Origin of the sequence: Streptomyces sp. NPDC005811 (genome assembly GCF_040630405.1) — a bacterium.
In the GTDB taxonomy this organism is placed as follows: Bacteria; Actinomycetota; Actinomycetes; order Streptomycetales; family Streptomycetaceae; genus Streptomyces.
On record NZ_JBEXXK010000041.1, the window covers coordinates 1 to 24,142 of the forward strand.

The 24,142-nt window shown below is 71.6% G+C and carries 22 protein-coding genes and 1 pseudogene; 12 read left to right on the forward strand and 11 right to left on the reverse strand.

All coding sequences use genetic code 11. The features are described 5' to 3' along the window. Both ABZ490_RS35020 and ABZ490_RS35025 read left to right on the forward strand, forming a co-directional pair. Window positions 1–1,884 (forward strand): annotated as a pseudogene (locus ABZ490_RS35020) (hypothetical protein); the annotation flags it as partial. Between the two features lie 75 nt (window positions 1,885–1,959). Continuing rightward, window positions 1,960–2,757 (forward strand): immunity 49 family protein, encoded by a 798-nt coding sequence (locus ABZ490_RS35025; protein ID WP_358999488.1) that lies wholly within the window; start codon window positions 1,960–1,962, stop codon window positions 2,755–2,757. Between the two features lie 10 nt (window positions 2,758–2,767). On the opposite strand, the gene ABZ490_RS35030 is transcribed toward ABZ490_RS35025, so the two are convergent. The 6 genes from ABZ490_RS35030 to ABZ490_RS35055 all read right to left on the reverse strand — a co-directional run bounded on the left by ABZ490_RS35030 (window position 2,768) and on the right by ABZ490_RS35055 (window position 9,354). Beyond that, a complete protein-coding gene (locus ABZ490_RS35030) occupies window positions 2,768–5,428 on the reverse strand; it encodes a SpoIIE family protein phosphatase (protein ID WP_358999491.1) in 2,661 nt (886 codons plus the stop codon). A 249-nt stretch (window positions 5,429–5,677) separates the two neighbouring features. Next, entirely contained in the window at window positions 5,678–6,085 is a 408-nt protein-coding gene (locus tag ABZ490_RS35035) for an ATP-binding protein (RefSeq protein ID WP_358999494.1), read from the reverse strand. A gap of 108 nt (window positions 6,086–6,193) precedes the next feature. After that, window positions 6,194–6,604: a (deoxy)nucleoside triphosphate pyrophosphohydrolase gene (locus ABZ490_RS35040; RefSeq protein WP_358999497.1), complete on the reverse strand. Its 411-nt coding sequence runs from the start codon at window positions 6,602–6,604 to the stop codon at window positions 6,194–6,196. A 30-nt stretch (window positions 6,605–6,634) separates the two neighbouring features. Further along, on the reverse strand, window positions 6,635–6,838 hold the full coding sequence (locus tag ABZ490_RS35045; RefSeq protein WP_358999500.1) for an SPOR domain-containing protein: 204 nt from the start codon (window positions 6,836–6,838) through the stop codon (window positions 6,635–6,637). A gap of 419 nt (window positions 6,839–7,257) precedes the next feature. Beyond that, a complete protein-coding gene (locus ABZ490_RS35050; RefSeq protein WP_358999503.1) occupies window positions 7,258–8,010 on the reverse strand; it encodes a GntR family transcriptional regulator in 753 nt (250 codons plus the stop codon). Between the two features lie 147 nt (window positions 8,011–8,157). Next, window positions 8,158–9,354 (reverse strand): DUF4190 domain-containing protein, encoded by a 1,197-nt coding sequence (locus ABZ490_RS35055; RefSeq protein WP_358999506.1) that lies wholly within the window; start codon window positions 9,352–9,354, stop codon window positions 8,158–8,160. Window positions 9,355–9,490: 136 nt separating this feature from the next. On the opposite strand from ABZ490_RS35055, the gene ABZ490_RS35060 reads away from it, so the two are divergent. Beyond that, window positions 9,491–10,702, forward strand: coding sequence for a serpin family protein (locus ABZ490_RS35060; protein ID WP_358999509.1), 1,212 nt, complete (start codon window positions 9,491–9,493; stop codon window positions 10,700–10,702). Window positions 10,703–10,791: 89 nt separating this feature from the next. Next, window positions 10,792–11,151, forward strand: a complete 360-nt coding sequence (locus ABZ490_RS35065) for a hypothetical protein (protein WP_358999512.1) — start codon at window positions 10,792–10,794, stop codon at window positions 11,149–11,151. Between the two features lie 307 nt (window positions 11,152–11,458). On the opposite strand, the gene ABZ490_RS35070 is transcribed toward ABZ490_RS35065, so the two are convergent. After that, window positions 11,459–12,697: a DUF418 domain-containing protein gene (locus ABZ490_RS35070; RefSeq protein WP_358999515.1), complete on the reverse strand. Its 1,239-nt coding sequence runs from the start codon at window positions 12,695–12,697 to the stop codon at window positions 11,459–11,461. A gap of 270 nt (window positions 12,698–12,967) precedes the next feature. Between ABZ490_RS35070 and ABZ490_RS35075 the strand changes: the two genes are divergently transcribed. From ABZ490_RS35075 to ABZ490_RS35085, 3 genes are all read left to right on the forward strand, one after another. After that, window positions 12,968–13,630 carry a response regulator transcription factor gene (locus ABZ490_RS35075; protein ID WP_358999764.1) on the forward strand — a complete coding sequence of 221 codons (663 nt, stop codon included), beginning with the start codon at window positions 12,968–12,970 and terminating at the stop codon, window positions 13,628–13,630. Further along, entirely contained in the window at window positions 13,627–14,757 is a 1,131-nt protein-coding gene (locus ABZ490_RS35080) for a histidine kinase (RefSeq protein WP_358999518.1), read from the forward strand. The genes ABZ490_RS35075 and ABZ490_RS35080 overlap by 4 nt, the downstream gene beginning before the upstream one ends. 75 nt (window positions 14,758–14,832) lie before the next feature. Further along, a complete protein-coding gene (locus ABZ490_RS35085) occupies window positions 14,833–15,342 on the forward strand; it encodes a tetratricopeptide repeat protein (RefSeq protein ID WP_358999521.1) in 510 nt (169 codons plus the stop codon). 124 nt (window positions 15,343–15,466) lie between these two features. Here the strand turns inward: ABZ490_RS35085 and ychF are convergent, their stop codons facing one another. Further along, complete coding sequence (ychF, locus tag ABZ490_RS35090) at window positions 15,467–16,555, reverse strand: redox-regulated ATPase YchF (protein WP_358999523.1); 1,089 nt, start codon at window positions 16,553–16,555, stop codon at window positions 15,467–15,469. A 1,056-nt stretch (window positions 16,556–17,611) separates the two neighbouring features. On the opposite strand from ychF, the gene ABZ490_RS35095 reads away from it, so the two are divergent. Continuing rightward, window positions 17,612–18,073: a DUF6542 domain-containing protein gene (locus ABZ490_RS35095; RefSeq protein WP_358999766.1), complete on the forward strand. Its 462-nt coding sequence runs from the start codon at window positions 17,612–17,614 to the stop codon at window positions 18,071–18,073. A gap of 52 nt (window positions 18,074–18,125) precedes the next feature. Here the strand turns inward: ABZ490_RS35095 and ppgK are convergent, their stop codons facing one another. Next, entirely contained in the window at window positions 18,126–18,884 is a 759-nt protein-coding gene (gene ppgK / locus ABZ490_RS35100; RefSeq protein ID WP_358999526.1) for a polyphosphate--glucose phosphotransferase, read from the reverse strand. Window positions 18,885–18,913: 29 nt separating this feature from the next. Continuing rightward, entirely contained in the window at window positions 18,914–19,963 is a 1,050-nt protein-coding gene (locus ABZ490_RS35105; RefSeq protein WP_358999529.1) for a 4-hydroxy-3-methylbut-2-enyl diphosphate reductase, read from the reverse strand. A gap of 82 nt (window positions 19,964–20,045) precedes the next feature. Between ABZ490_RS35105 and xseA the strand changes: the two genes are divergently transcribed. From xseA to ABZ490_RS35120, 3 genes are all read left to right on the forward strand, one after another. Further along, window positions 20,046–21,281: an exodeoxyribonuclease VII large subunit gene (gene xseA, locus ABZ490_RS35110; RefSeq protein ID WP_358999532.1), complete on the forward strand. Its 1,236-nt coding sequence runs from the start codon at window positions 20,046–20,048 to the stop codon at window positions 21,279–21,281. Beyond that, window positions 21,265–21,486 carry an exodeoxyribonuclease VII small subunit gene (locus ABZ490_RS35115; RefSeq protein WP_358999535.1) on the forward strand — a complete coding sequence of 74 codons (222 nt, stop codon included), beginning with the start codon at window positions 21,265–21,267 and terminating at the stop codon, window positions 21,484–21,486. Before xseA ends, ABZ490_RS35115 begins: the two co-directional genes overlap by 17 nt. Before the next feature lie 153 nt (window positions 21,487–21,639). Beyond that, window positions 21,640–22,230: a malonic semialdehyde reductase gene (locus ABZ490_RS35120; protein ID WP_358999538.1), complete on the forward strand. Its 591-nt coding sequence runs from the start codon at window positions 21,640–21,642 to the stop codon at window positions 22,228–22,230. Between the two features lie 81 nt (window positions 22,231–22,311). Here the strand turns inward: ABZ490_RS35120 and ABZ490_RS35125 are convergent, their stop codons facing one another. Beyond that, the gene (locus tag ABZ490_RS35125; RefSeq protein WP_358999540.1) at window positions 22,312–22,836 is read right to left on the reverse strand and encodes a DUF4245 domain-containing protein; all 525 of its coding nucleotides are present in this window, start codon (window positions 22,834–22,836) and stop codon (window positions 22,312–22,314) included. A gap of 126 nt (window positions 22,837–22,962) precedes the next feature. Between ABZ490_RS35125 and glpX the strand changes: the two genes are divergently transcribed. Then, complete coding sequence (gene glpX, locus ABZ490_RS35130) at window positions 22,963–23,997, forward strand: class II fructose-bisphosphatase (protein WP_358999543.1); 1,035 nt, start codon at window positions 22,963–22,965, stop codon at window positions 23,995–23,997. Window positions 23,998–24,142 lie beyond the last annotated feature (145 nt).

Here is a 24,142-nt window from a genome sequence, read left to right on the forward strand (position 1 = left end):
GGCAAGGCGGGCGCGGTGGCGAAGGTGCTGTCGGTGGCGGGCAAGGCGGGTCGCGTGATCGACCCGATGACGTACATCGCCAAGGGCGCGGGCGCGGGCCTGTCGAAGATCGGCGACATCAGCAAGGCCCTGAAGGGCATGGGGAACATAGAGATCCCGAAGCTGCCCGAGAACGCGATCACGCTCCCCGAGGGGACGGTCCACCTCCCCGACGGCACGATCCACCTGCCCGAGGGCGCGGCGATCCCGGAGGGCGTGACCAAGCTCCCGGACGGCAACTTCAAACTGCCCGACCACACCCCGGCGATCCCCGAGGGCTCGGTCAAACTCCCCACGGACGCGGGCGCCCCGGCCCGCTACTACGACCCCCACGGCAACCTCCTCGACGAGAACGGCACCGTCCTGAAGTCCGCGGAGGACGGCCCCGGCGACATCGTCGACCAACCGGAGAACCCCGCGTCCGGTGCGGACACCCCCCGGGTCGACACCCCGGCCAAGGAACCGGCCCTCGTCGGCGCCGGCACCCACGCGGCGGAGTCCGGGGCACAACACATCAACCTGGGCAACAGCCTGGACACCCACCTCGGCGACATCGGACGCACCGCCGACAACACACCCACACCCCACACGGGCGACCATCTCCCCGGCGGCACCGCGGACCACCTCCCGGGCGGAGGCGTGGGCGACAACATGCCACGAAACAGCATCGACACCCCCGCACCGGCGAGCACCGGGGACAACGCGATCCCGGGAACATCGACCGGCGACCACGCCCCCGGCGGCCACACCACCGAAACCGGCCCGAGCACAGGCCACGATCTCCCGGGCACCGGCGGCCACGACCTCCCCGGCCACACCCCGGAAACCCCTCCGGGCGGCGGCCTGGACGACCTGGGAGGCCTGGGCGACGACGCCCTCGACCACGCGGACGGCTTGGGCGACGATGCCACTACGCCCGACCACCACACCGCCGCCCCGGAGCGCCCTGAGTTCATGCGGGACGGCGACAATCCCTACGGTCCGAAGGATTCGCTGACCCCCGAGCAGATCAAGGAAATTCAGGTCTATCGGGCTAATCACGAACCGGGTTACTACGAAAAGTACTACTACGACGACGGCCGTCGACTCCGAACGAACATCCCGGACGAGAGTGGTTACGCCCCCGTTCAGATGCACGTCGATCCCGTCACCGGGGTGAAGACCGCGGCCTCTGACGCACCGCCCCCCATCCCCGAAAAGTACATCGACAGTGCCGAAGTGAGTCGCGGCCGGCATCAGGTGCTGAACGACGAGACGCTCCGACATCTGGATGAGGCCGCAGCGCATCGGAGGAGCTCGATCGACTATTCGAAGAGCGCCGAGAACCACAGGGAAATCATCGGGGGTTGGGACGACTCGCACGAGGCGCTCCACGAAGCCGGCAACGAGTACAAGTCCGCGATGAACGAACGGACCAAGGCCGCCGAGGCCTTCGGCGAAGCGGTCGCGGAACACCAGGTGATTCCAGAGCTCTACCCGAACTCGGTCCGGGAGACTCTGCATGGCCCGGCGAACGGCAACGACCAGTTCGATCAGTTGTGGCGCCGCGAGGACGGAAGGTTCGTCGTCGTCGAGGCCAAATCGACAATCGACACCAAGCTGGGCAAGAGGGACGTGCCCTATCTCGACGGCAAGAGAGCCGCCATGCAGGGCACAAGGGAATACTTCATGGACATTATCCAGAAGATGGAGAGCAGAGGCCGAAAGTATCCGAGTGAGGCACGGCTCGCTGCGGATCTGAAGATTGCTCTGGCCGAAGGCAAGGTGGACTACATTCTCGTCAAGGGCAAGGTCGACGGCGGTCTGTACGCTGGCTACGAGAAGCAGCAGTTCAACATCGGGTGACGGGAGATTTCAGTGACAGCGAGGGTGATCCGACACGGCAGCCCCGGGCCCGATGACGAGGCGTACGCACAGACCTTGGGCGAGGGACTGGAGCGGACGATCGCCGTCCTGGAAAGCTCGCCCAGCATGTTCGACGGGGCGATGGGAGGCGCGGAAACCTACCTCCGCGCCCGCCTGGCGGTCGATCCGGACGCCTCGCATCTCCGCACCTGGGAAGCCACCGTCACCGCGATGCAGGTGTATTCCTCGGCATTCGCCGCCGCGGTGCGGACGGAGGGCGCCATCGAGTGCCGTATCGCGGACGTGGTGCGAACCGTCCCGGCAACCGGTCCGCAGTACTACACGAATGCAGGAAACTGGCTCACCGCATTCTGGTTGGCGGTTGTCTGCCGTGAACAGACCCGCATGACCCAACTGTGCGAGATTCCGGTCGGATTCCTGCGCTCGTCAGGAGTCGAATACGACGATTACGTTTATCACTGGATCGACGCCCTCCAGACGTACTGGTCGGAACGCCCGGGATTGGGCGAGAAGCTGATCGCAGCGATCCAGGCTTCCGAACCGGAAGTCGTACGCATCGCCGACCGGGAACTGCTGGACAAGATCCTTTATCAGCCGATCAATCTGTTCCAGTATTTCCTCCGCAAGGACCACGAAGGTTTCCGGCAAGCCCTTTTCGAGGCCTTGGAACTGCATAAATCGTTCTGGACGGCGTCAGAGGAACGCGAAGAGACGGTCGATGGCTACCTGGCACTCGGCCCTCTCGCCGTCGCCTGCCTCGCCTACGATGCCGGATTCCCCATCGAGGTCGAATCCGAGTACATCCCCGGCGAGTTGCTCAAGCGTGCCTGGCTCGGTGAATTCCCGACCTGAGGCATAGCAGTCAGAACAGACTCAACAACGCCTCCGCCGGATCCGTCAGGCCCATTTCGCCGTCCGGGAGGGGGAGTTCGAACCAGACCGTCTTGCCTCGGGGGGTGCGGCGGGAGCCCCAGGCCGCGCTGAGGAGGCCGACGAGTTGGAGGCCTCGGCCGCCCTCGTCCGTGTCGCGGGCGCGGCGGCGGCGTGGCTGGACCAGACCCGCGTCCCAGACCTCGCAGACCAGGGTGCGGTCGAGGAGGAGGCGGAGGCGGATCTCGCCCTCGCCGTAGCGCAGGGCGTTGGTGACGAGTTCGCTGACCAGCAACTCCGTCGTGTCGACGAGGGGTTCGAGGTCCCAGGAGAGGAGCCGGGTACGGGCGTACTCGCGCGCCCGGCCCACGCTGCGCGGCTCGCGCGGGAGGGTCCAGTCGCCGACCGAGTCCTCGGGGAGGCCCTGTACACGTGCCATCAGCAGCGCGATGTCGTCCTCGCCGTGATGGGTGTCGAGGGTGTTGAGGACGTGGTCGCAGACGTCCTCCAGGGGGCGGGTGGGGTCCGTGAGGGCGCCGACGAAGGCCTGGAGGCCCTCGTCCAGGGGGTGGTCGCGGGACTCGACGAGGCCGTCCGTGTAGAGGGCGAGCAGCGCGCCCTCGGGGAGGTCGACCTCCACCTCCTCGAAGGGCTCGCCGCCGACACCGAGCGGCATGCCGGGAGGGACGTCGAGCATGAGGGCCGGCTCGCCGGGTTCGACCAGCACCGGCGGGAGGTGGCCCGCGTTGGCGAAGGTGCAGCGGCGGGTGACGGAGTCGTAGACGGCGTACACGCAGGTCGCGAGGTACACCTCGGAGAGGTCGGCCTCGCGGGGACGGCGGGCGGCACGGGTGGCCTGCTGGACGCCGCCGGGGGTGCCGAGTCCGCGCGCGATCTCGTCCAGCGCGGAGAGGACCTCGGCGGGTTCGAGGTCGAGCAGGGCCAGGGTGCGCACGGCGGTGCGCAGTTCGCCCATCGCGACCGCCGCGCGCAGCCCGCGGCCCATGACGTCGCCGACGACCAGGGCGGTGCGGTGGCCGGGGAGTTCGATGACGTCGAACCAGTCGCCGCCGACCTCGCTGGGCCGGCCGGTGGAGACATGGCCCGGGAGGTAGCGGCAGGCGATGTCGAGGCCGGAGGCGACCGGGTCGCCGGGGGGCAGCAGGGACCGCTGCAGTATCAACGCCCGCTCGTGCTCACGCCGGTAGAGGCGGGCGTTGTCGATACAGACGGCGGCCCGTGCCGCGAGTTCCCAGGCCAGATCCCGGTCCCGGTCCCCGAACGGCTCGCTGCCCTTCGTACGGGAGAACTGCGCGAGTCCTACGACGGTGTCGTGGGCGACCATCGGAATGGCGAGCGTGGACTGCACGAGCCCGCCGTCCTCGCCGGGGATGGCCTGCGGGCGCGCGGTGCGCAGGGCGTCCGCGCAGGGCGAGTTGAAGGGGAAGTGGTGGACCGCACCGACCGCGACGGGCGCGCCGGTGGCCGAGTACGGCGCGTCGGAGACGGCCGAGGAGAAGGCGACCCGGCGCAGTTCGGCGCTGCCGTCGGCGAGACCGGGCGGGGTCTCGTCGCCGGCCAGGAGTCCCTGGTAGAGGTCGACGGTGGCGAGGTCGCAGAAGCCGGGCACGACGACGTCGAGGAGTTCGCGCGCGGTGGTCTCCAGGTCGAGGGAGTTCCCGATGCGGGCGCCCGCCTCGTTCAGGAGAGCGAGATTGCGCCGTGCGGCGGCGGCCTCGCGGGCGGCGGCACGGCGGGCGGTGATGTCGGTTCCGAGCCAGGCGATGCCGATGGGGCGGCCGGTGCCGCTGTGCACGCGGTAGAGGTTGATGGACCAGTGCCGGCGTTCGTCGGAGCCCGGCACGAAACCGGTGACGTGCATGTCCGTGATGGAGTCGCCGGTCTCCAGGACCCGGCGCAGGGTGGCGCTGACCCGCTCGGCCTCGGGCCGGGGCAGATAGTCGTGGACGCCCTTGCCCCGGTGGTCGTCGGGGCTGCCGCCGAAGATGGAGGCGAACCGCTGGTTGGCGCGGCGGACCCGCAGGTCGGGGTCGATCAGCAGGAAGCCGAACGGGGATTGGCCGAAAATAGCCTGCGAGGCGGCGAGGTCGGTCTCGATGCTGCGCAGGGTGCGGACGTCGACGACGATGCACACGGCGGCGTTGTCACCGTCGAGGCCGCGGGTCGGCATGACGTACACCTCGGCGAGCCCGCGCTCGCCGCGCCCGCCGCCGGGCACGGGGTCGGGCATCCGGAAGGGGACCACTCCGGTCCACTCCCGTCCGTCGAGGATCTCGGCCATCTTGCGCTCGCCGCGCTCGCGCAGATCCGGGTCGATGAACGCCTCGATGGGGTCCATGCCGACGGCCCGGTCCGCGGAGATGCCGAAGATCTGTTCGGCGCGCAGGCTCCACTGGTCGACGAGCCCGTCGGGGCCGATCGAGAAGGACGCGACCTTGATGTAGTCGTAGATGGAGCCGGGCGGGCTGCTCTGCCACACGGCGTCCCCCGGTGCCGCCCCGCCGTCCGCGAGTCCGTCGTACGCACGGTCGGAAGCCGGGGACGCGTCCGAAGCGAACGCCCCTGCGGCCCTGGCCCTCGCGCCGCCCGACGGGTCCTCGGACCCCGTGGCCTTCGCTGGTATCTCGCTCACGCGAACCGTCCCCTCCAGCTCACCGCGCCCGGCACCGGTCACCGGCGGCGGCTGCCCGCAGTATCCAGCACTACGGCGCCGCACGACACGGTGTTCACGATCACAGCACGGTCCAGGCTTTTTTTGGACCGTTCCGCGACCACACTCCCAGTCTTCTAACCAGCGGGCACGTGGTCGAACCACACCTTCCGTGACCGGTCGCCGACGGGCACCGCACGGGTGACGGAGGAGGGCCCGCCGTACACGCGGTCAGCCCGGTACCGCGAGTTCGAACCAGACCGTCTTCCCGCTCGCTCCCGGCCGGGTTCCCCAGCGCCGGGAGGAGGAGGCCACCAGTTGCAGTCCGCGGCCGCTCTCGTCCTCGGGCCGGGCGGCGCGCTCGCGGGGCGGGTCGGGCAGCGGGTCGGAGACCTCGACCAGCAGGACGCCCTCGAGGCCGGCCGGGCGGACCAGACGGACGCCGATGGGGCCGGTGGCGTGCCGCAGGGCGTTGGTCACCAGCTCGCTGACCAGCAGGGCGGTGATGTCTCCCAGGCTGTCGAGGCCCCAGCCGTGCAGCCGGCCCCGGACGACGCGGCGGGCGGTGGCCACCGCCCCGGGGTCCGCCGGGAACGTCCACTCGGCCCAGCCGTCTTCGGTGTCGACCACACCGATCACTTCCCCGGCCAGCGAGTAGACCCACGTCCGGTTTCATGGGGTTAATGAGGACATACCCGATATCCAGGGGGCGGTACCGCCCGCACACCCGGGGAAGGCGGGCCCGCGTCAGCGGGGCCGGGCCGTGAGCCGGGTGAGGGTCTCCCGTACGGCGGGGACGTCCTGGTCCAGCCAGGGCACGTCCCAGATCTCGTCGGGGGTGAGCCAGCGCAGCTCGTCGTGGTCCTGGAGGGGTGCGGGGGCGGCGGAGCCGGGGCACAGCCGGGCGGTCCACACCTGAAGCACATAGGGCGCCCTGAGGGGCCATTCGCCGGGGACGCGCTCGACGGCCTCGGTGTCGACGCCCAGTTCCTCGCGCAGTTCGCGCACGAGGGCCGCCTCGGGCCGCTCGCCGGGCTCGACCTTGCCGCCGGGCAGCTCCCAGCGGCCGGCCAGCTCGGGAGGTGCGCTGCGGCGCGCGGCGAGCAGCCGGCCCGCGTCGAGGAGGGCGGCTCCGACCACCACGGTCCGTTCGGTCATGCGCCGGAGCCTACGGGACCCCGGCGCGGGTCAGTTCCGCGTGCTGTCTCCGCTCGGGGCCTGGCTCTGGCCGATGCGCTCGACCCAGTAGAGCTGCTTGTGGCCACGGTCGTCGAGGCTGTCGGCGATCTTCTGCGCCTCCGCCCGGGTGGCGTACCGGCCCACGCGGTAGCGATTGCCGTTGTCGTCCTGCCGTATGACGAGCCAGGGCAGAGAGATGGTGCCCTCGTTCATCGTGCCCCTCCGCTTCCCCGGCACGGCACGGCCCGTGCCCCGCCCTCTAAGGAAACCGCAATCCGCATATGCCCGAGCGTACGCCTTACCTTTACACAGCGAACACGGCTTTGCACAAAGAGGTACGCAACCAGCCAAGACGCAGGGGGCGCACGAGACCGAACGCGCCGTGCGGGCGCGCTGACGCGTCCGGTCGGCGGCGGGTCGGGCATATATGGGACGACCTGCGAGAACGGCCGGAAACGACCGAATCCCGACGGCGGGCGGGCGCGCTGTGTGCGGGCGTTTTCCGGGGGCAACTGCCGGAAGGGTGTGCGCCGCCCGCCGCGATGCGCTACCGCAAGGACGGCCGAGGGCCGTCCCCCACGCACCCCGGCCATCCCGCCGAGCGGGCAGGCCGAGCGGGCGGACCGAACGGGCTATCTGACGGGCAGGTGGTACGCGACGCGGTAGCGGTCGGCCGGGATGACCACGTCGGCCGTCTCCACGGGGCGGCCCGAGGCGTAGTACGTGCGCTGGACGACCAGGACGACATGGCCGGGGACGCCGCCGAGGGCGAGGAGTTCCTCGGCGAGGCCCGGGCGGGCGCCCACCTCCTCCGTCACGTTGTCCACGATGACGTCGATGGCGCGCATCCGCTCGACCACGCCCATGCCGCCGAGCGGGCCCTCCTCGGGCAGCATGACGGGCGTACGGCCGGTGACGGCGAGGGGTTCCCAGGAGGTGGAGAGCATCATCGTCTCGCCGGCCTCCCGGAAGACGTACTTGGTGCACATCACCCGGTCCCCGGCCTTGATGCCCAGCCGTTCGGCGACCGCGCCGCTCGCCTCGGACTGCCGGCTACTGGACTCCCAGGTCCCGCGGGCGTGCGCCTCGGCCTGCTCCTGGCGGAACGGTGTGGCCCCGCTCGCGGGCCGGTAGCCGGAGCGGGCGATACGGCGGGGCACCGGCCGCTCGCGGACATACGTACCGGATCCGGAGCGGCCCTCGACCAGGCCCTCGGCCATCAGGACCTTGCGGGCCTCCAGGGCGACGGTGTCCGAGACGCCGTACTCCTCGCGGATTCTGGCCTGGGACGGCAGCCGGGTGTGCGGTGGCAGCGAGCCGTCCACGATCTTCTTGCGGAGATCGCCCGCGACACGCAGGTACGCCGGCTGCTCACCGAATGTCACTGGCCGCTCCCATCAGGTTGTACAGACAGCTACAGCGTGGCAACCGTGGGTTCGACCATGCAAGCAAAGGCCAGAGAATCACTCGATGTGATGACATGTGCCCCGGAAAGGCTTTACGCAGGCAGTTTCTCCCCGCTATGGCCGCGCTCACACGTCCTGGCGGTCGCTCCCGCCGGTGCCGGAGCCGGCGCCGGCGCCGTCCTCGTCGTACGAGGGCGGGGTGGTGGCCAGGCCCAGGGCCTTGCGGGCGGCGACGGTGGTGTCGCCGTCGACGTACGCGTAGCCGCTGTCGTAGTGCAGATAGAACGTGTCGGCGTCCCCCGCGGTGGCCGCCTTCGCCCAGGCCGCCCGCGCGTCCCGCATGTCCTCGACCAGCGCGTCCACCGGCTTCCCCGCGTCACCGGCCCAGGTGTGGCCGCCCAGCGCCCCGGCCTGCTCGGCGAGCGCGTCCCGGACGTCCGCCGCCCAGGCCTTGTTGGCGTCCAGGTCCTCCTCGGCGTAGTCGTCGGGCTCCTCGTAGAGGACCACGTCGACCGCGGCCATCGCCTTCAGGAAGGCCACCTGGTCGGCGTCCAGGTTCGTCTCGTCGGCGCGCAGCGAACCGGTCAGGGTGCCGGTCTCGTCGGTGTGGGCGAAGACGCAGGTGATCTCGCGGTCGCCCCACTGCCAGCTGTCCTCGGTCGGCGTCAGGTAGTAGACGTCGACCTCGTCGCCCAGCGCCCAGGGGTCCATGGCGTAGGCGTCCTGGAGGGTCCAGCACTTGTCCTCGGCCTGGTCCGTGACGTATCCGTCGCCCGGGTAGTCGTCGCCGGACAGCGGGATCGTGCCGAACACCTCGCCCTCGTGCGGGTCGGAGCAGGGCACCTCGTCGACGTCGTAGACGTCCTGGTCGAAGCGGCCCGGCACGTCGAAGCAGTCGCCCTCGGCGAGCGAGTAGCTGGTGCCCCTCGCGCCCTCCTTGACGCCCTCCCAGAACTCGGAGGCGACGTTCGTGGACAGCGACAGCGCCCACAGCGTGAGGCCGAGGGAGGACAGGACCGCGCCCGCGATCGCCATCCCCTTGCCGCGCTCGCCCCGCTTCCTGATCTGCACCAGCGCGATGATCCCGAGGATCAGCCCGACGGCCGGCAGGAAGCAGAGCAGCCCCAGCACGAGGGCGGCGATGGCGACCCCGTTGACCGGCGCGGGCCGGGCGAAGGGGGTGTACCCCTGCCCCCAGACCTGGTACGGCGAGGGGCCGTACGGCGTGTGGGGGTACGGCCCCTGCGGATACGGTCCGTGCGGCTGCGGAGGCCGGTACGGGTCCTCGGGCTGCTGGGGCCCGGGGGGCGGGGGTATCGACACGAGTACCGTGCTCCTGGTTCGGACGGATCGGGGCGGGGTGCGGGCAGTCTGGCAGCGGGGTCCGACAGCGGTACGGAACTCGGATGCGACGGACGCGACTGGGCGGCATCGTAAGCGTGTGACTCATGGGGGCGGAATGCAGGGCGCGAACGCGACGATTCGGGCGGTGAACGCGCTTGCTGCGCGCTGGGCCGGAGAGATCCGCGCGGACGGGAACTCGGTCTTCTCGGCGGCGGGCGTCTGGCCCCTGCTGGCCTTCCTCGCGGACGGCGCCGAGGGAGCCGCGCGGAAGGAACTGGCGGACGCCCTCGGGGTGCCGGCGGATCAGGCGGCGGGCGCGGCACGGGGGTTGCTCGCCGGGATGGACGCGATGCGGGGGCTGGACCCGGCCCTGGGCCTGTGGACGAACCGGACCCTCGAGCTGCGCGAGTCCTGGGCGGCGGGGCTGCCCACCGGGGCGCACGGGGTGCTCACCGGGGACGCCGAGGCCGACCGGGCGGCGCTGGACGCGTGGGCGGCGAAGCGGACCGGCGGGCTGGTGGAGGCGATGCCGGTCACGGTGACGGACCGCACCGAGCTGGTGCTGGCGAGCGCGCTGGCCCTGCGGACCCGCTGGCTGCGGCCCTTCCAGGAGGGCGGTCTGCTGGACACCCCGTACTGGCCCGAGGGGGACGTGCTGAGCCTGACGCGGGAGAGCGCGCTGCCGGACCGGCTCGGGGTGGCGGACACCCCCGACGGCCAGGTCACCGAGCTGAAGGTCCTCGGCGACAACGCCCTCGACGTCCATCTGCTGCTCGGCGAGGAGCAGATGACGCCGGGCCAGGTGCTGGGCGCCGGCGTGGGGCTGCTCTCCCGACGGTACCCGGTGGTGCCCGGGTCGCGGCTCCCGTACGGCGCGGCGGGGCCCGGCGTGTACGTGGCGAGGGAGCGTTCCGAGACGCCCGATCCACCGACGCTGAGGGTGACGACACCGGCGTTCGACGTCGCCGCCGGTCACGATCTGCTGCGACAGCACGAGCTGTTCGGCCTCACCACCGCCCGCGACACTCTGCACGGTCACTTCCCCGGCATCAGCGGCACCCAGCCGCTGGCCATCGAGTCGGGCGGGCAGTCGGCAGTGGCGAGGTTCGGCGCGACGGGCTTCGAGGCGGGCGTGGTGACGGCGTTCGGCGCGGTCGGCTGCGGTGTGCCGCGCACGCGATGGCTGGTCACGACCGTCCGGGCCCGCTTCGACCGCCCGTTCGGCTTCCTCGCCCTGCACCGCCACTCCCGGCTGGTGCTCGCGGCGGGGTGGGTCGCGGACCCCGAACGGCTCACCGAAGACCCCTACGACTCGGAGGACTTCTAGGACCCCGAGAACCCCGAGGACCCCGAGAACCCCGAGGTCCCTGAGGACCCTGAGGACCCTAAGGGCCCTCAGGGACCCGAGGACTTCTGATGCGTGCGACCCTCCTGGTCGACACGGTGTTCTCCGCGGTCGGGCTCCGGCCACTGCTCGCGTTCCTCGTGGAGGCCGCGCTCGGGCTGTGGACGGCTCGGACGGTGGAGCTGGAGGAGTCATGGGCCTCTCGGCTGGACCGGGACAGCGCGCTGGTGCCGGCGTCGGCGTCGGCGCCGCGGACGGACTGGGAGAAGCCGTTCGCCGGGGACATCCGCGTCCGGGTGGGCGGGCCGCCGTCCGGTGAGGACGTGGCGGGGCTTCGGCGGACGACCACCGATCTCGATGCCGTCACCGAGCCCGGGTGCGGGGCACGAACGGGCTGGACGTCCATCTGCTGCTCGGGGAGGAGCCGATGACGCCGGGCAGGTGCTGGCGGCGGGGGGGACATCCTCGGGGGCCGGCTCACGGCCGTACCCGGTGGGCGGCTTCCGCCCGGTGAGGCGGGGCCCGGGCTGCGCGTGGTGCGGGAGCGGGTGCGGGACACTTCCCCGGCGTCGGCCAGGACCCGCTCAGGCCCGTTCCGCCTGCCGGACCGCCACGGCCGTCGTCGTCCGCGCCGTCCTCGACCGACCCTTCGGCTTCCTCGCCGTGCACCGGGCGAGCGGGCTGGTCCTGTCGGCGGGGTGGGTGACCGAGCCTCGCCCGCGAGCCGGGGCGTCGGCCTCACCGCACCAGTTCGGCGGCCTTCGTCGTCCGGCCGAGGAGCCACTCCAGCGGACCGCGCCGGAAGAAGCGGGACCAGAGCGTCGCGAACACGGTGACGGCGACGACGAAGCCGAGCAGGACGTGCAGGGGGGAGCCGGGCAGTTCCTCGATGCCGAGGAGACGGATGCCGACGATGTGGAAGACGTACGCGCTCAGGGACATCGAGCCGACCGCGATGACCGGGCGGGCGAGGGCGTGGAAGCGCGGGAAGGCGTCGACCGCGACGAGGCAGGCCGCGAGGACCGCGATCGCGACACCGGTGTTGGCGAGGACCGACAGGGTCGTCTCGCTGTGCGGCGAGGCGACCAGCAGCCCGGCCGGGGTGCTGCCGTCGGGGTAGCCCCAGGTGTCGGACCACCAGGCCGACGCGGCCGATCCCCCGTCGCCCCAGGCGGCGGCACTCAGTTTCGTCAGGGCGCCGGGGACCAGGTGCAGGGCGAGCCAGGAGCCGCCGTACCCGAGGACGGCGAGGGCGCCGCCGGTGAGTGCGAGGCGGGTGCGGACGACGGCGTCGGTGAGGTCGAGGCGGGCCACGGCCATGCCCGCGATGACGAAGGGGAGCCAGGTCAGGGCCGGGTAGCTGCCGGTGAAGAGCAGCGAGACGATGCCGTCGCCGCCGGCGGGCCAGGCCCAGACGCCCTGGGCGCCGTCCGCGGGGAGCGCGTGCTGGACGATGTACAGGAGCTGCGGCATGACCAGGGCGGTGCCCGCCGCGACGACGGCGAGCGGGCGCGCGCCGAGCCGGTACAGGGGCAGGACGAGCAGGAAGTACAGGCCGTAGAAGGCGAGGATCACCTCGACCGGGGTGCCGGTGAGCGTGAGCGCGGTGCCCAGCGCCAGCAGGACCAGCGCGCGGATCACGACCTTGGCGACCGCCTGGCGGCCCGCGCGGCCGGTCCTCGGCGTACGGCGGCCGGTGATCAGCATGATCGAGAAGCCGGCCAGGAAGGCGAAGAGGGCGGAGGCGCGGCCGTGGGCCAGCTCCATCAGGTGCCCGGTGATCCCGCCGCGGGACGGGTCGGGGCCGACGTGGGCGGCGTACATCCCGAAGACCGCGAGACCGCGGGCCAGGTCGACGCCGATGAGGCGGCCCACCGGGAGCCGGGCGGGGGCGGGGGCGGCGACGGGGTCCGGGGCGGGTTCCGGGGCGGGTTCCGGGCGTGGCGTGTGCGCCGTGTCGGAGGGGTTCGGGTTCATGCGTTCCAGGCTGGAATCGGGCTGCGGCCCGGAGTATCCGGCGACCGTCCGGTCCCGTCCCGCCATCCGGTGCTTCCGCACCCCCCGTCCGGCTGGACCGCTCCCCCCGAGTGGCGGGAACACCCTTCGCGTCCCACCGCGGACGGCACGTCCCGTTCTACGGTCGGACCGGTGACAATCGACACCGACAGCGACATGGACAGCGACATCGGCGTACGGCCGCAGCCGTGCGCACAGGTACGGCGAGGCGGGGCACGTGTGATCCGGGTCATGGTCGTGGACGACGAGGCGCTGGTGCGCTCCGGTTTTCAGCTCATCCTGAGCGCGGCCGACGACATCGAGGTCGTCGCGACCACGACCGGCGCGGAGGCGGTCGACGCCGTACGGCGGACCGCTCCCGACGTCGTGCTGCTCGACATCCGGATGCCGGACGTGGACGGGCTGACGGTGCTGCGGCAGCTGCGCCTCCAGCCCGTGCCGCCGGTGGTCGCGATGCTGACGACCTTCGACGCCGACGAGTACATCGTCACCGCCCTGAAGTCCGGCGCGGCCGGGTTCCTGCTCAAGGACACCGAGCCCGACCAGCTCGCCCAGCTGGTGCGCACGCTGGCCGCGGGCGGGGTCGTGCTGTCGCCGAAGGCGTCCCGCGCGGTCTGGCGCGACCACCCCGGGACGGCGGTCGCCGACGACGCGGAGACGGCCCGCGTCGGGCGGCTCACCGAGCGCGAGCGCGAGGTGCTCGTGCTGATCGCGGAGGGACTGTCCAACACCGAGATCGGCACCCGGATCCACCTCAGCGCGGGCACCGTCAAGGACCACGTCAGCGCGATCCTGACCAAGCTGCGGGTCGCCAGCAGGGTGCAGGCGGCACTGCTGGCGCAGCGGGCGGGGCTGCTCGACGCCGGACGGCGGCGCCCGGGGTCCGGGCGATGACCGCGCCCGGGGCGTGGTGGGCGCGGATACCCGCTCCGGCGGTCGACGCGCTGGTCGTCGCGGTCGCCGTCGTGGACATCCTGCTCAACCTGGACGGCGCCGGCCCGGTGGAGCGGTCCATGGGCGCACTGGCCTGCGCCGCGCTCGCCGTGCGGCGCCGCTTCCCGTTCCCGGTGTTCCTGCTGGCCCTGCCCTCGAGCCTCGTGCTGGACATCGTGTTCGCGCCGTTCGCGGCGCTGTTCACGCTGGCCGAACGCTCCCGCGACCGGCGGCTGCTCGTCGGGTGCGCGCTGCTGTTCGCCGTGGCCTCCGCCACGCCCTGGCCGCTCGCCGAGCTCTCCTCGCACGAGCGCACGTGGACGCTGGTCTACTTCTTCTACACGCTCGCCACCGCCGCCGCCCCGGTGCTGCTGGGCCAGCTCGTCCAGGCCCGCCGGGACCTGGCCCGCCGGCTCGCCGAGATCGAGGAGGCGCGCGAGCACGAACGCCTCCTGCACTCCCAGGCCGTCCTGGCCCGTGAACGCGCCCAGCTCGCCCGGGAGATGCACGATGTCGTCTCCCACCAGGTGAGCCTGATCGCCGTGCAGGCCGGTGCCCTCCAGGTCGCCGCCGCCGACGCCGGCAGCCGGGACGCCGCCCGCACGATCCGCTCGCTCAGCGTCGACACGCTCGACGAACTGCGCCACATGGTCACCCTGTTGCGCGCCTCCGGGGGCCGCGCCACCGAACTCACCCCGCAGCCCACGCTCGCCGATCTGCACCGGCTCGTCACGTCGAGCGGCATCGAGGCCGAACTGACCGGCGCGCTCCCGCCGGACGTCGGCACCACGGCCCAGCGGACCGTCTACCGCACGGTGCAGGAAGCCCTCACCAACGTCCGCAAGCACGCCCCCGGCGCCTCCGCGACGGTCCGCCTCTGGCGGACCCCCGACCGCACGGCCTTCGGCGTGACGATCACGAACACACCCCCCACCCGCCCCTCCCTCCCCCTCCCCGGCTCCCACCAGGGCCTGATCGGCCTCGCCGAACGGGCCGACCTGCTGGGCGGCACCTTCACGTCGGGTCCCACGGCGGGCGGTGGCTATGAGGCGCGGCTGCGGATTCCGGGGGTGGGGAGCGAGGGGTGACGGAAGTCCGGCTGAAGGGTGCTGAGGGTTGTGGGCTGAGGTCTGCGGGCTGAGGGCCTCTGCGAAGCTGGGACGATGACCATGAAGATCACGGCGGAGTGGGAACAGCGGTGTGCCGCCCTGTGGGCCGCCTTCGACGAGTACGACGCGGCGGACTTCCGCTCGAGGATCAAGGCGCTGACCGACGAACTGCCGGAGGGACACCCCGTCGCGGCGTTCGAGCTCGCCTCCGCCGACGACGCGACCGACCTGGGTGAGAGCGCGGTCTCCCTCTACCGGGCGGCCCTGGACGGCGGCCTGGACGGTACGCGCCGACGGGAGGCGGTCATCCAGCTGGCGAGTACGCTGCGCACCCTCGGCCGGCCGGAGAGCGGCGCCGAGCTGTTGATCGCGGAGCGCGAGCGGACCTCGGACCACCTCGACGACGCGGTCACCGCGTTCCTCGCCCTGACGTTCGTCGACCTCGGCCGCGAACGGGAGGCCGCGGCACTCGCACTCGGCGCACTCGCCGGCCATCTGCCCTCGTACGGCCGCTCACTGACCCGCTACGCGGCGGAGGTGACCGGCCCGATCCCGAACCGCTGAGCCGGCGCCGGGGGTTCCTGCGAGCGACGTCCACAGCCTGTCGGCGGGGAGAGGCATCCGAGCGAATCCGAAGGGGCCGAACTCCCCAGGAGTTCGGCCCCTCACCGGCACGCGGAACGTCTGATCACACGTTGAAGCGGAACTCCACCACGTCGCCGTCCTGCATGACGTAGTCCTTGCCCTCCATGCGGGCCTTGCCCTTGGCGCGGGCCTCGGTGACCGAGCCGGTCTCCACCAGGTCGGCGAAGGAGATGACCTCGGCCTTGATGAAGCCCTTCTGGAAGTCGGTGTGGATGACACCGGCCGCCTCGGGGGCCGTCGCGCCCTTCTTGATGGTCCAGGCGCGGGATTCCTTGGGACCGGCCGTGAGGTAGGTCTGGAGGCCGAGGGTGTCGAAGCCGACGCGGGCGAGGGTCGCGAGGCCGGGCTCCTCGGCGCCGACCGACTCCAGCAGCTCCATGGCGTCCGCCTCGTCGAGCTCGGCGAGGTCCTGCTCCAGCTTGGCGTTGAGGAAGATCGCCTCGGCCGGGGCGACCAGGGCGCGCTGCTCGTCCTTGAAGCCGTCGTCGGTCAGCTCGTCCTCGTCGACGTTGAAGACGTAGAGGAACGGCTTGGTGGTGAGCAGGTGCAGGTCGTGCAGGAGCTCGGCGCGCTCGCCGCCCTGCACGATGCCCTGGGAGAACAGCGTGTCGCCCTTCTCCAGGATCTCCTTGGCCTCCTCGACGGCCTTGACCTTGGGGGCCACGTCCTTCTTGATGCGCGACTCCTTCTGGAGGCGCGGGAGGACCTTCTCGATCGTCTGGAGGTCCGCCAGGATCAGCTCGGTGTTGATCGTCTCGATGTCGTCCTTGGGCGAGACCTTGCCGTCGACGTGCACGACGTTCTCGTCCTTGAAGGCACGGATGACCTGGCAGATCGCGTCGGACTCACGGATGTTCGCCAGGAACTTGTTGCCGAGACCCTCGCCCTCGGAGGCACCGCGCACGATGCCGGCGATGTCGACGAAGTCGACCGTCGCCGGGAGGATCCGCTGGGAGGAGAAGATCTCGGCCAGCTTGGTGAGGCGGGCGTCCGGGACGCCGACCACGCCGACGTTCGGCTCGATCGTGGCGAACGGGTAGTTGGCCGCCAGCACGTCGTTCTTGGTCAGGGCGTTGAACAGGGTCGACTTGCCGACATTCGGCAGACCGACGATTCCGATCGTGAGCGACACGTTGCGACTTCCCGTAGTCAGAGGGCCAGGGGGCCGGTTCCCGTGGTGAGAGGGCCGGGGGCGGGCCGAGAGGCCGACCGATCCACCAGTTTACGGCGTGCCGGGCACCGGGCCTGCGGTCCCGTCGAACGCGTGGCCACCGTCCGCTCCTCGGCGTGTCCGACACCCGATTCGGCACATAAACCGACCTAAGTTGGTGCAGTGGAGCAACACAGGACGCGCCCCCCGCAGAGCACGACGCGCCGCGAGCCGCCTTCGCCACCGCCCCTGCCACCCCAGACGGCCCGGGAGACCCCGTCGGGGGTGAGGACCGGGGCGAAGGCTCGGGATGCGGGGGCGACCGGGGGTGTACGGCCGTCCGCCGGCCCGCTTGCCGCCTACGGCCGGCGGCCTTCCTCGGACGCCCGCCCCTCCCTGGGGGGCGAACCCGGTCCCGGCGACCGTCCACGTCCAACCGAGCGTCCACGTCCAAGCGAGCGTCCACTTTCAAGCGACGGCCCACTTTCAAGCGACGGCCCACGTCCAAGCGACGGCCCACGTCCAAGCGACCGCCCACGTCCAAGCGACCGCCCACGTCCGAGCGACCGCCCGCGTCCAAACGAAGGTCCACGTCCAAGCGACCGCCCGCGTCCAAACGACGGCCCACGTCCAAGCGACCGCCCGCGTCCAAACGACGGCCCACGTCCAAGCGACCGCCCGCGTCCAAACGACGGCCCACGTCCAAGCGACCGCCCACGTCCAAGCGACGGCCCACGTCCAAGCGACCGCCCCGTCCCAGGCCACCGTCCCCTCCCGGGTGCCGGGCGCTTTCCTGGTGACCGGCCCTCCCCGGGCGGCGGATCCTCCCCCGGCGGGCGTCCCTCCCCCACCAGCGGCCCTTTGCCCCACGAGCGCTCCTCCCCCACACGCCGCACTTCCCCCACCACCGGCCCCTTGCCCCACGAGCGCCCCTCCCCCACGCACCGCGCTTCCCCCACCAGCGGCCCCTTCCCCCACGAGCGCTCCTCCCCGGTGCGCCGCCCCTCCCCCGTCGGCCGTCCTTCCCCTTCCTCCGGTGTGCCTCCGGTGTCGGTCAGGGCCGCCGGAGCGGTCGGGGGGCGGTGGTCGAACCCCCGGCTGACCGGGCTGGGGAGCGGGCTGTTCGGTGGGGTGGTGATGTTCGCGGTCGGAGGTGTGGACGAGCTGCTGTTCGGCAGTGCGCTGACCGTGTACGGCGTGTTGTTCCTGCCGGTGTGTCTGCTGGTCGCGCTGTGGGTGCGCCCGGGAGATCTGCTGGCGGCGCCCGTCGTCGTGCCGATCGCCTTCGCGATGGGGCTGCTCCCCGTCGTCGCGGAGGACGGGCTCGGTGCCCGGCTGATGGGGCTGGCCACGGCACTGGCCACCCAGGCCGGCTGGCTCTACGCCGGCACGCTGCTCACCGCCGCGACCGTCCTGGTACGGGGCGTGCGCAGAGCAACGGCCCGCCGCCGGACCACGACCGCGGGCCGGGGCGCACGCCCCTCGGGCCGCGCCTCCTGACCGATCTGATCTGATCTGATCCGATCCGATGCGGGCGGGTCCGTCAACGGCCTCAGCCCGCCCGGCCGCCCCCCGTGGACGCCCTCATCGCCGCCCCCACGATCCCCGCGTTGTTCTGGAGCTGGGCCGGAACGATCTCTGCCGTGATGCCCTCGATGTAGTGGAGGAACTTCTCCGACTTGCGGCTGACTCCGCCGCCGATGATGAAGAGCTCCGGGGAGAACAGCATCTCGACGTGGGCGAGGTACTTCGTGACGCGGCGGGCCCAGTGTTCCCAGGTCAGCTCGTGGTCCTCCTTGGCCTTGCTGGAGGCCCGCTTCTCCGCGTCGTGGCCGCTCAGTTCGAGGTGGCCGAGTTCGGTGTTGGGGACGAGCACGCCGTCGGTGAAGACGGCGCTGCCGATGCCCGTGCCGAAGGTCAGCAGGACGACCGTGCCCGCGCGGCCTTGGCCGGCGCCGAAGGCCATCTCGGCGACGCCCGCCGCGTCCGCGTCGTTGACGACGGTCACCGGGAGGCCGCCCAGCCGCTCGCTGAACAACGCGCGCGCGTCGGTGTCGATCCAGGCCTTGTCGACATTGGCCGCCGTACGGATGTGGGAGCCACCGGTGACCACACCGGGGAAGGTGAGGCCGACCGGTCCCGTCCAGCCGAAGTGCTCGACGACTTCCTTGACGCCGTCCGCCACCGCATCGGGCGTCGCCGGATGCGGGGTGAGCACTTTGAGGCGCTCCTGGGCAAGGTCGCCCTTGTCCAGGTCCACAGGGGCGCCCTTGATCCCTGATCCGCCGATGTCCACGCCGAAGATCTGCATGGCCCTACGTTACGACGGACGACTGACCGTCACTCGCCCGAGACGGCCTCCGGGGCGCCCGGGGAGGCCTCGGCGCCGCTGCCGCCGCGCGCCGCCACCAGCGCCGCCGCCTCTTCGCGCAGGTCGCGGCGCAGCTCCTTGGGCAGCGAGAAGATGATGTGCTCGTCGGCTGCCTTGACCAGCTCGACGTCGTCGTAGTCACGCTCGGCGAGGAAGGCGAGGACCTCCTCGACGAGGACCTCGGGGACGGAGGCGCCGGAGGTGACGCCGACCGTGCTCACGCCCTCCAGCCACGCCTCGTCGATCTCGCTCGCGAAGTCCACCAGGTACGAGGCGCGCGCGCCGGCCAGCTTGGCGACCTCGACGAGCCGCTTGGAGTTGGAGGAGTTGCGCGAGCCGACCACGATGACCAGCTCGGCCTCGGCGCCCATCTGCTTCACGGCGAGCTGACGGTTCTGCGTGGCGTAGCAGATGTCGTCGCTCGGCGGGGAGATGAGCTGCGGGAACTTCTCCTTGAGGGCGTCGACCGTCTCCATGGTCTCGTCGACCGAGAGGGTGGTCTGGGACAGCCAGACGACCTTGGAGGGGTCGCGGACCTCCACCTTGGCGACATCGCCCGGGCCGTCGACGAGCTGGATGTGGTCGGGGGCCTCGCCGGAGGTGCCGATGACCTCCTCGTGGCCCTCGTGGCCGATCAGGAGGATGTCGTAGTCGTCCTGGGCGAAGCGGACGGCTTCCTTGTGGACCTTGGTGACCAGGGGGCAGGTCGCGTCGATCGTGGCGAGCCGCCCGCGCGCGGCCTCCTCGTGGACGACGGGGGCGACCCCGTGCGCGGAGAACATCACGATGTTGCCCGGCGGGACCTCCTCGGTCCGCTCGACGAAGATCGCGCCCTTCTTCTCCAGGGTCTGCACGACGTACTTGTTGTGGACGATCTCGTGCCGGACGTAGACCGGGGCCCCGTACTGCTCCAGGGCCTTCTCGACGGCGATCACGGCGCGGTCCACACCCGCGCAGTAGCCCCGGGGAGCGGCGAGCAGGACACGGCGGCGGGCTGGCGAAGCAGTCATGTGTCCCATCGTAAGGCCGTCCGCCGTACCGCCTCGCGCCCGTCGCAAGCGGTCGGCGGCGTTGTCGGTGCCTGCCGATACGCTCGGTCGCATGGCTGTGAACACGTCCGCGGACGCCCCGCTGCCCGTCGGCGAGGTGTCCCGGCTCATCGGGGGGTGGATCGAGCGGCTCGGCGCCGTGTGGGTCGAGGGGCAGATCACCCAGTTGTCGCGGCGTCCGGGGGCGGGCGTCGTGTTCCTGACGCTGCGGGATCCCTCGCACGACATCTCGGTGGGCGTGACCTGTTACCGGCAGGTCTTCGACACCGTCGCGGACGTCGTCGGGGAGGGCGCCCGGGTCGTCGTCCACGCGAAGCCGGAGTGGTACGCGCCGCGGGGGCAGTTGTCGCTGCGGGCCGTGGAGATACGGCCGGTGGGGGTCGGGGAGCTGCTGGCCCGGCTGGAGCAGCTGAAGAAGTCGCTGGCGGCGGAGGGGCTGTTCGCGGCCGACCGGAAGAAGCCGCTGCCCTTTCTGCCGCAGCTGATCGGGCTGGTGTGCGGGCGGGCGTCCGCCGCGGAGCGCGATGTGCTGGAGAACGCCCGGCACCGGTGGCCCGCGGTCCGCTTCGAGGTGCGCAATGTCGCCGTGCAGGGAGTGCACGCGGTGACGCAGGTCGTCCAGGCCGTGAAGGAGCTGGACGAGATCCCCGAGGTCGATGTGATCGTCGTGGCGCGGGGCGGCGGCAGTGTGGAGGATCTGCTGCCGTTCTCCGACGAGCAGCTGGTGCGGGCGGTCGCCGCCTGCCGTACGCCGGTGGTCTCGGCCATCGGGCACGAGCCCGACAATCCGCTCCTCGACCATGTCGCCGATCTGCGGGCCTCCACTCCCACCGACGCCGCGAAGAAGGTCGTACCGGACGTCGGCGAGGAGCTGGAGCGGGTGCGGATGCTGCGGGGGCGGGCGCGGCGGTGTGCGCAGGCGTTCGTGGAGCGGGAGGAGCGCGGCCTGGCGCACGCGCTGGGGCGGCCGGTGCTCCAGGATCCGCACCGGATGGTCGAGGAGCGCGCCGATCAGGTCACCTCGCTCGTCGAGCGGTCCCGGCGCACGCTGGGGCATCTGCTGGACCGCGCCGACTCCGAGCTGACGCACACCCACGCGCGCGTGGTGGCCCTCTCGCCGGCCGCGACGCTGAAGCGGGGGTACGCGGTGCTCCAGCGGGCCGACGGGCATGTGGTGCGGGGTCCGGGCGAGGTGGACGCGGCCGAGGTGCTGCGCGCGCGGGTCGCCGAGGGCGAGTTCACCGTTCGAGTCGAGGAGAGGGAAGGACCGCATGACGAGCAAGGCTGAGGAAGCCCTCGGGTACGAGCAGGCCCGGGACGAGCTGATCGATGTCGTACGACGTCTGGAGGCGGGGGGTACGACGCTGGAGGAGTCGCTCGCCCTGTGGGAGCGCGGGGAGGAGCTGGCCAAGGTGTGCCGGCGCTGGCTGGAGGGCGCCCGGGCGCGGCTGGACGCGGCGCTGGCCGAGGAGGGGGCGGCGGAGGGCGAGTGAGCACGGCGGTGGCGGGGTGCCGCTGTGAGGCGGGTCACCGCCCCCCGCATTTGGTTGAAACTTGAACCTCTCCTGGCGTACGGTCGTCGACATCAGCCGATCCGGACCACGGTCCGGAACGGAGTCAGGCGCCCCACCCTAGGAAGTCCACGCATGTCTCTCGTTCTTGACCCCACCGCCCAGGACCTGCTGTTCCGCGAGGCCCACACCGCGAACACCTTCACCGACGAGCCGGTGACCGACGAGCAGATCCAGGCGATCTACGACCTGGTCAAGTTCGGCCCGACCGCCTTCAACCAGACCCCGCTGCGCATCACCCTCGTCCGCTCGGCCGAGGCCCGCGAGCGGCTGGTCCAGCACATGTCCGACGGCAACAAGGCCAAGACGTCCACGGCCCCGCTGGTCGCCATCCTCTCCGCGGACAACGAGTTCCACGAGGAGCTGCCGACCCTGTTCCCGGCCTTCCCGCAGGCCAAGGACCTGTTCTTCGCCCAGCGCGCGGCCCGCGAGGGTGCCGCCGGGATGAACGCCGCCCTCCAGGCCGCGTACTTCATCGTCGGCATCCGCGCCGCCGGCCTGGCCGCCGGGCCGATGACCGGCCTGGACTTCGAGGGCGTCCGCAAGGAGTTCCTCGACGACGACCACACCCCGCTGATGGTGATCAACATCGGCAAGCCCGGCCCGGACGCGTCCTACCCGCGTTCCCCGCGCCTCGCCTACGACCAGGTGGTCACCACCGTCTGAGCGGATCGAGACATGCGCAGGGGCCCCCGACCGGTCGGTCGGGGGCCCCTGCGCATGTCGATCAGGTCGACCGGGGGGCGCTCACGCCGTCTTGAGCGCCTTCGCCATCTCCGTCAGACGGTCGAAGGACGCCGTACCCGCGACGACCGTCGTCGAGCCGTCGGTGCCCTGGAGGACGAGGGCGTCGTAACGGCCGCCGGTGTAGCGCGTCCAGGTGCGGCCGGCGATGTCCTCGGTGACCTTGGTCGCCTTGGCGCCCTGGCTCGCCTGCTCGATGAAGTCCGCGCGCTTCTGAGTGGACTGCTCGACCGCGACGTACTCCCCGTCGGGAGCGTGGAAGCCGAGGTGCCAGGAGTCGGACTCGGCTCCCCGGAAGCGCACGGAGGTCGCCTTCCAGCTCTCGGGCAGGCCCTCGGGCGCAGCCACCGGGTACGACGCCGCTCGACGGGCCGTGAGCAGCTCGACACGGTAGTCGACCCGCTGGACGTCGGGAGCGGTCTCGTCGTGCGGGACGAAGAGGTAGATCACATATGCCGCGATGACGATGAGGCCCAGGGAGAGAACCATGTCCCGGGCCGTCTTCTGCTTGCCGTTCGAACCTGCCACGCCCCTATCGTCGCAGGTGCCCGGTCCGCTCATCCGTGGGGTCCCCTGCTCATTTTGTCGGACTGACGATAGAGTCGAGGATCGAACCCTCATCCGGCCGTCGTCGTATCAGAAAGGTGCGCTCCGATGACCGAGCATCATCATCTGCCGTCCGAGCTCGATGTCCCTTCCGAGGCCCCCGACCGCAACCTCGCCCTGGAACTGGTCCGCGTGACCGAAGCCGCCGCGATGGCCGCGGGCCGCTGGGTGGGACGCGGTGACAAGAACGGCGCCGACGGGGCCGCGGTACGCGCGATGCGGACCCTCGTCTCGACCGTCTCGATGAACGGCGTCGTCGTCATCGGCGAGGGCGAGAAGGACGAGGCGCCGATGCTGTTCAACGGTGAGCGCGTCGGCGACGGCACCGGGCCGGAGGTGGACATCGCCGTCGACCCGATCGACGGGACCACGCTGACGGCCAAGGGCATGCCGAACGCGATCGCGGTCCTCGCGGCCACCGAGCGGGGCGCCATGTTCGACCCGTCCGCCGTGTTCTACATGGACAAGCTGGTCACCGGCCCGGAGGCGGCCGAGTTCGTCGACATCAACGCACCCGTCGAGGTCAACATCCGACGGGTCGCCAAGGCCAAGCGGGCCACCCCGGAGGACGTCACCGTCGTCATCCTGGACCGGCCGCGGCACGAGGGCATCATCAAGGAGATCCGGGACACCGGCGCGCGCATCAAGCTGATCTCCGACGGCGATGTGGCCGGCTCGATCCTGGCGCTGCGCGAGGGCACCGGCATCGACCTGCTGCTCGGCATCGGCGGTACGCCGGAGGGCATCATCTCGGCCTGTGCGGTGAAGTGCCTCGGCGGCACCATCCAGGGCAAGCTGTGGCCCAAGGACGACGAGGAGCGGCAGCGGGCGGTCGACGCGGGGCACGATCTCGACCGGGTGCTGACGACCGAGGACCTGGTCCAGGGCGAGAACGTGTTCTTCGTCGCCACCGGGATCACGGACGGCGAGCTGCTGCGCGGGGTGCGGTACCGGTCGGAGACGGCGACGACCGACTCGATCGTGATGCGCTCGCGGTCGGGCACGGTCCGGCGGATCGACTCCGAGCACCGGCTCAGCAAGCTGCGGGCTTACAGCGCCGTCGACTTCGATCGGGCCAAGTAGCGGCTGGTGGTGGGGGCGCGGTGCGTCGGCGGGTGCGGGTGCATCGTGGCTTGTCGCGCAGTTCCCCGCGCCCATGAAAGCAAGAACACGACAGTGGGCGTCCCCCGGTGCGGAGGGGGGCGCCCACTTCGGCTTGGGACGGTGG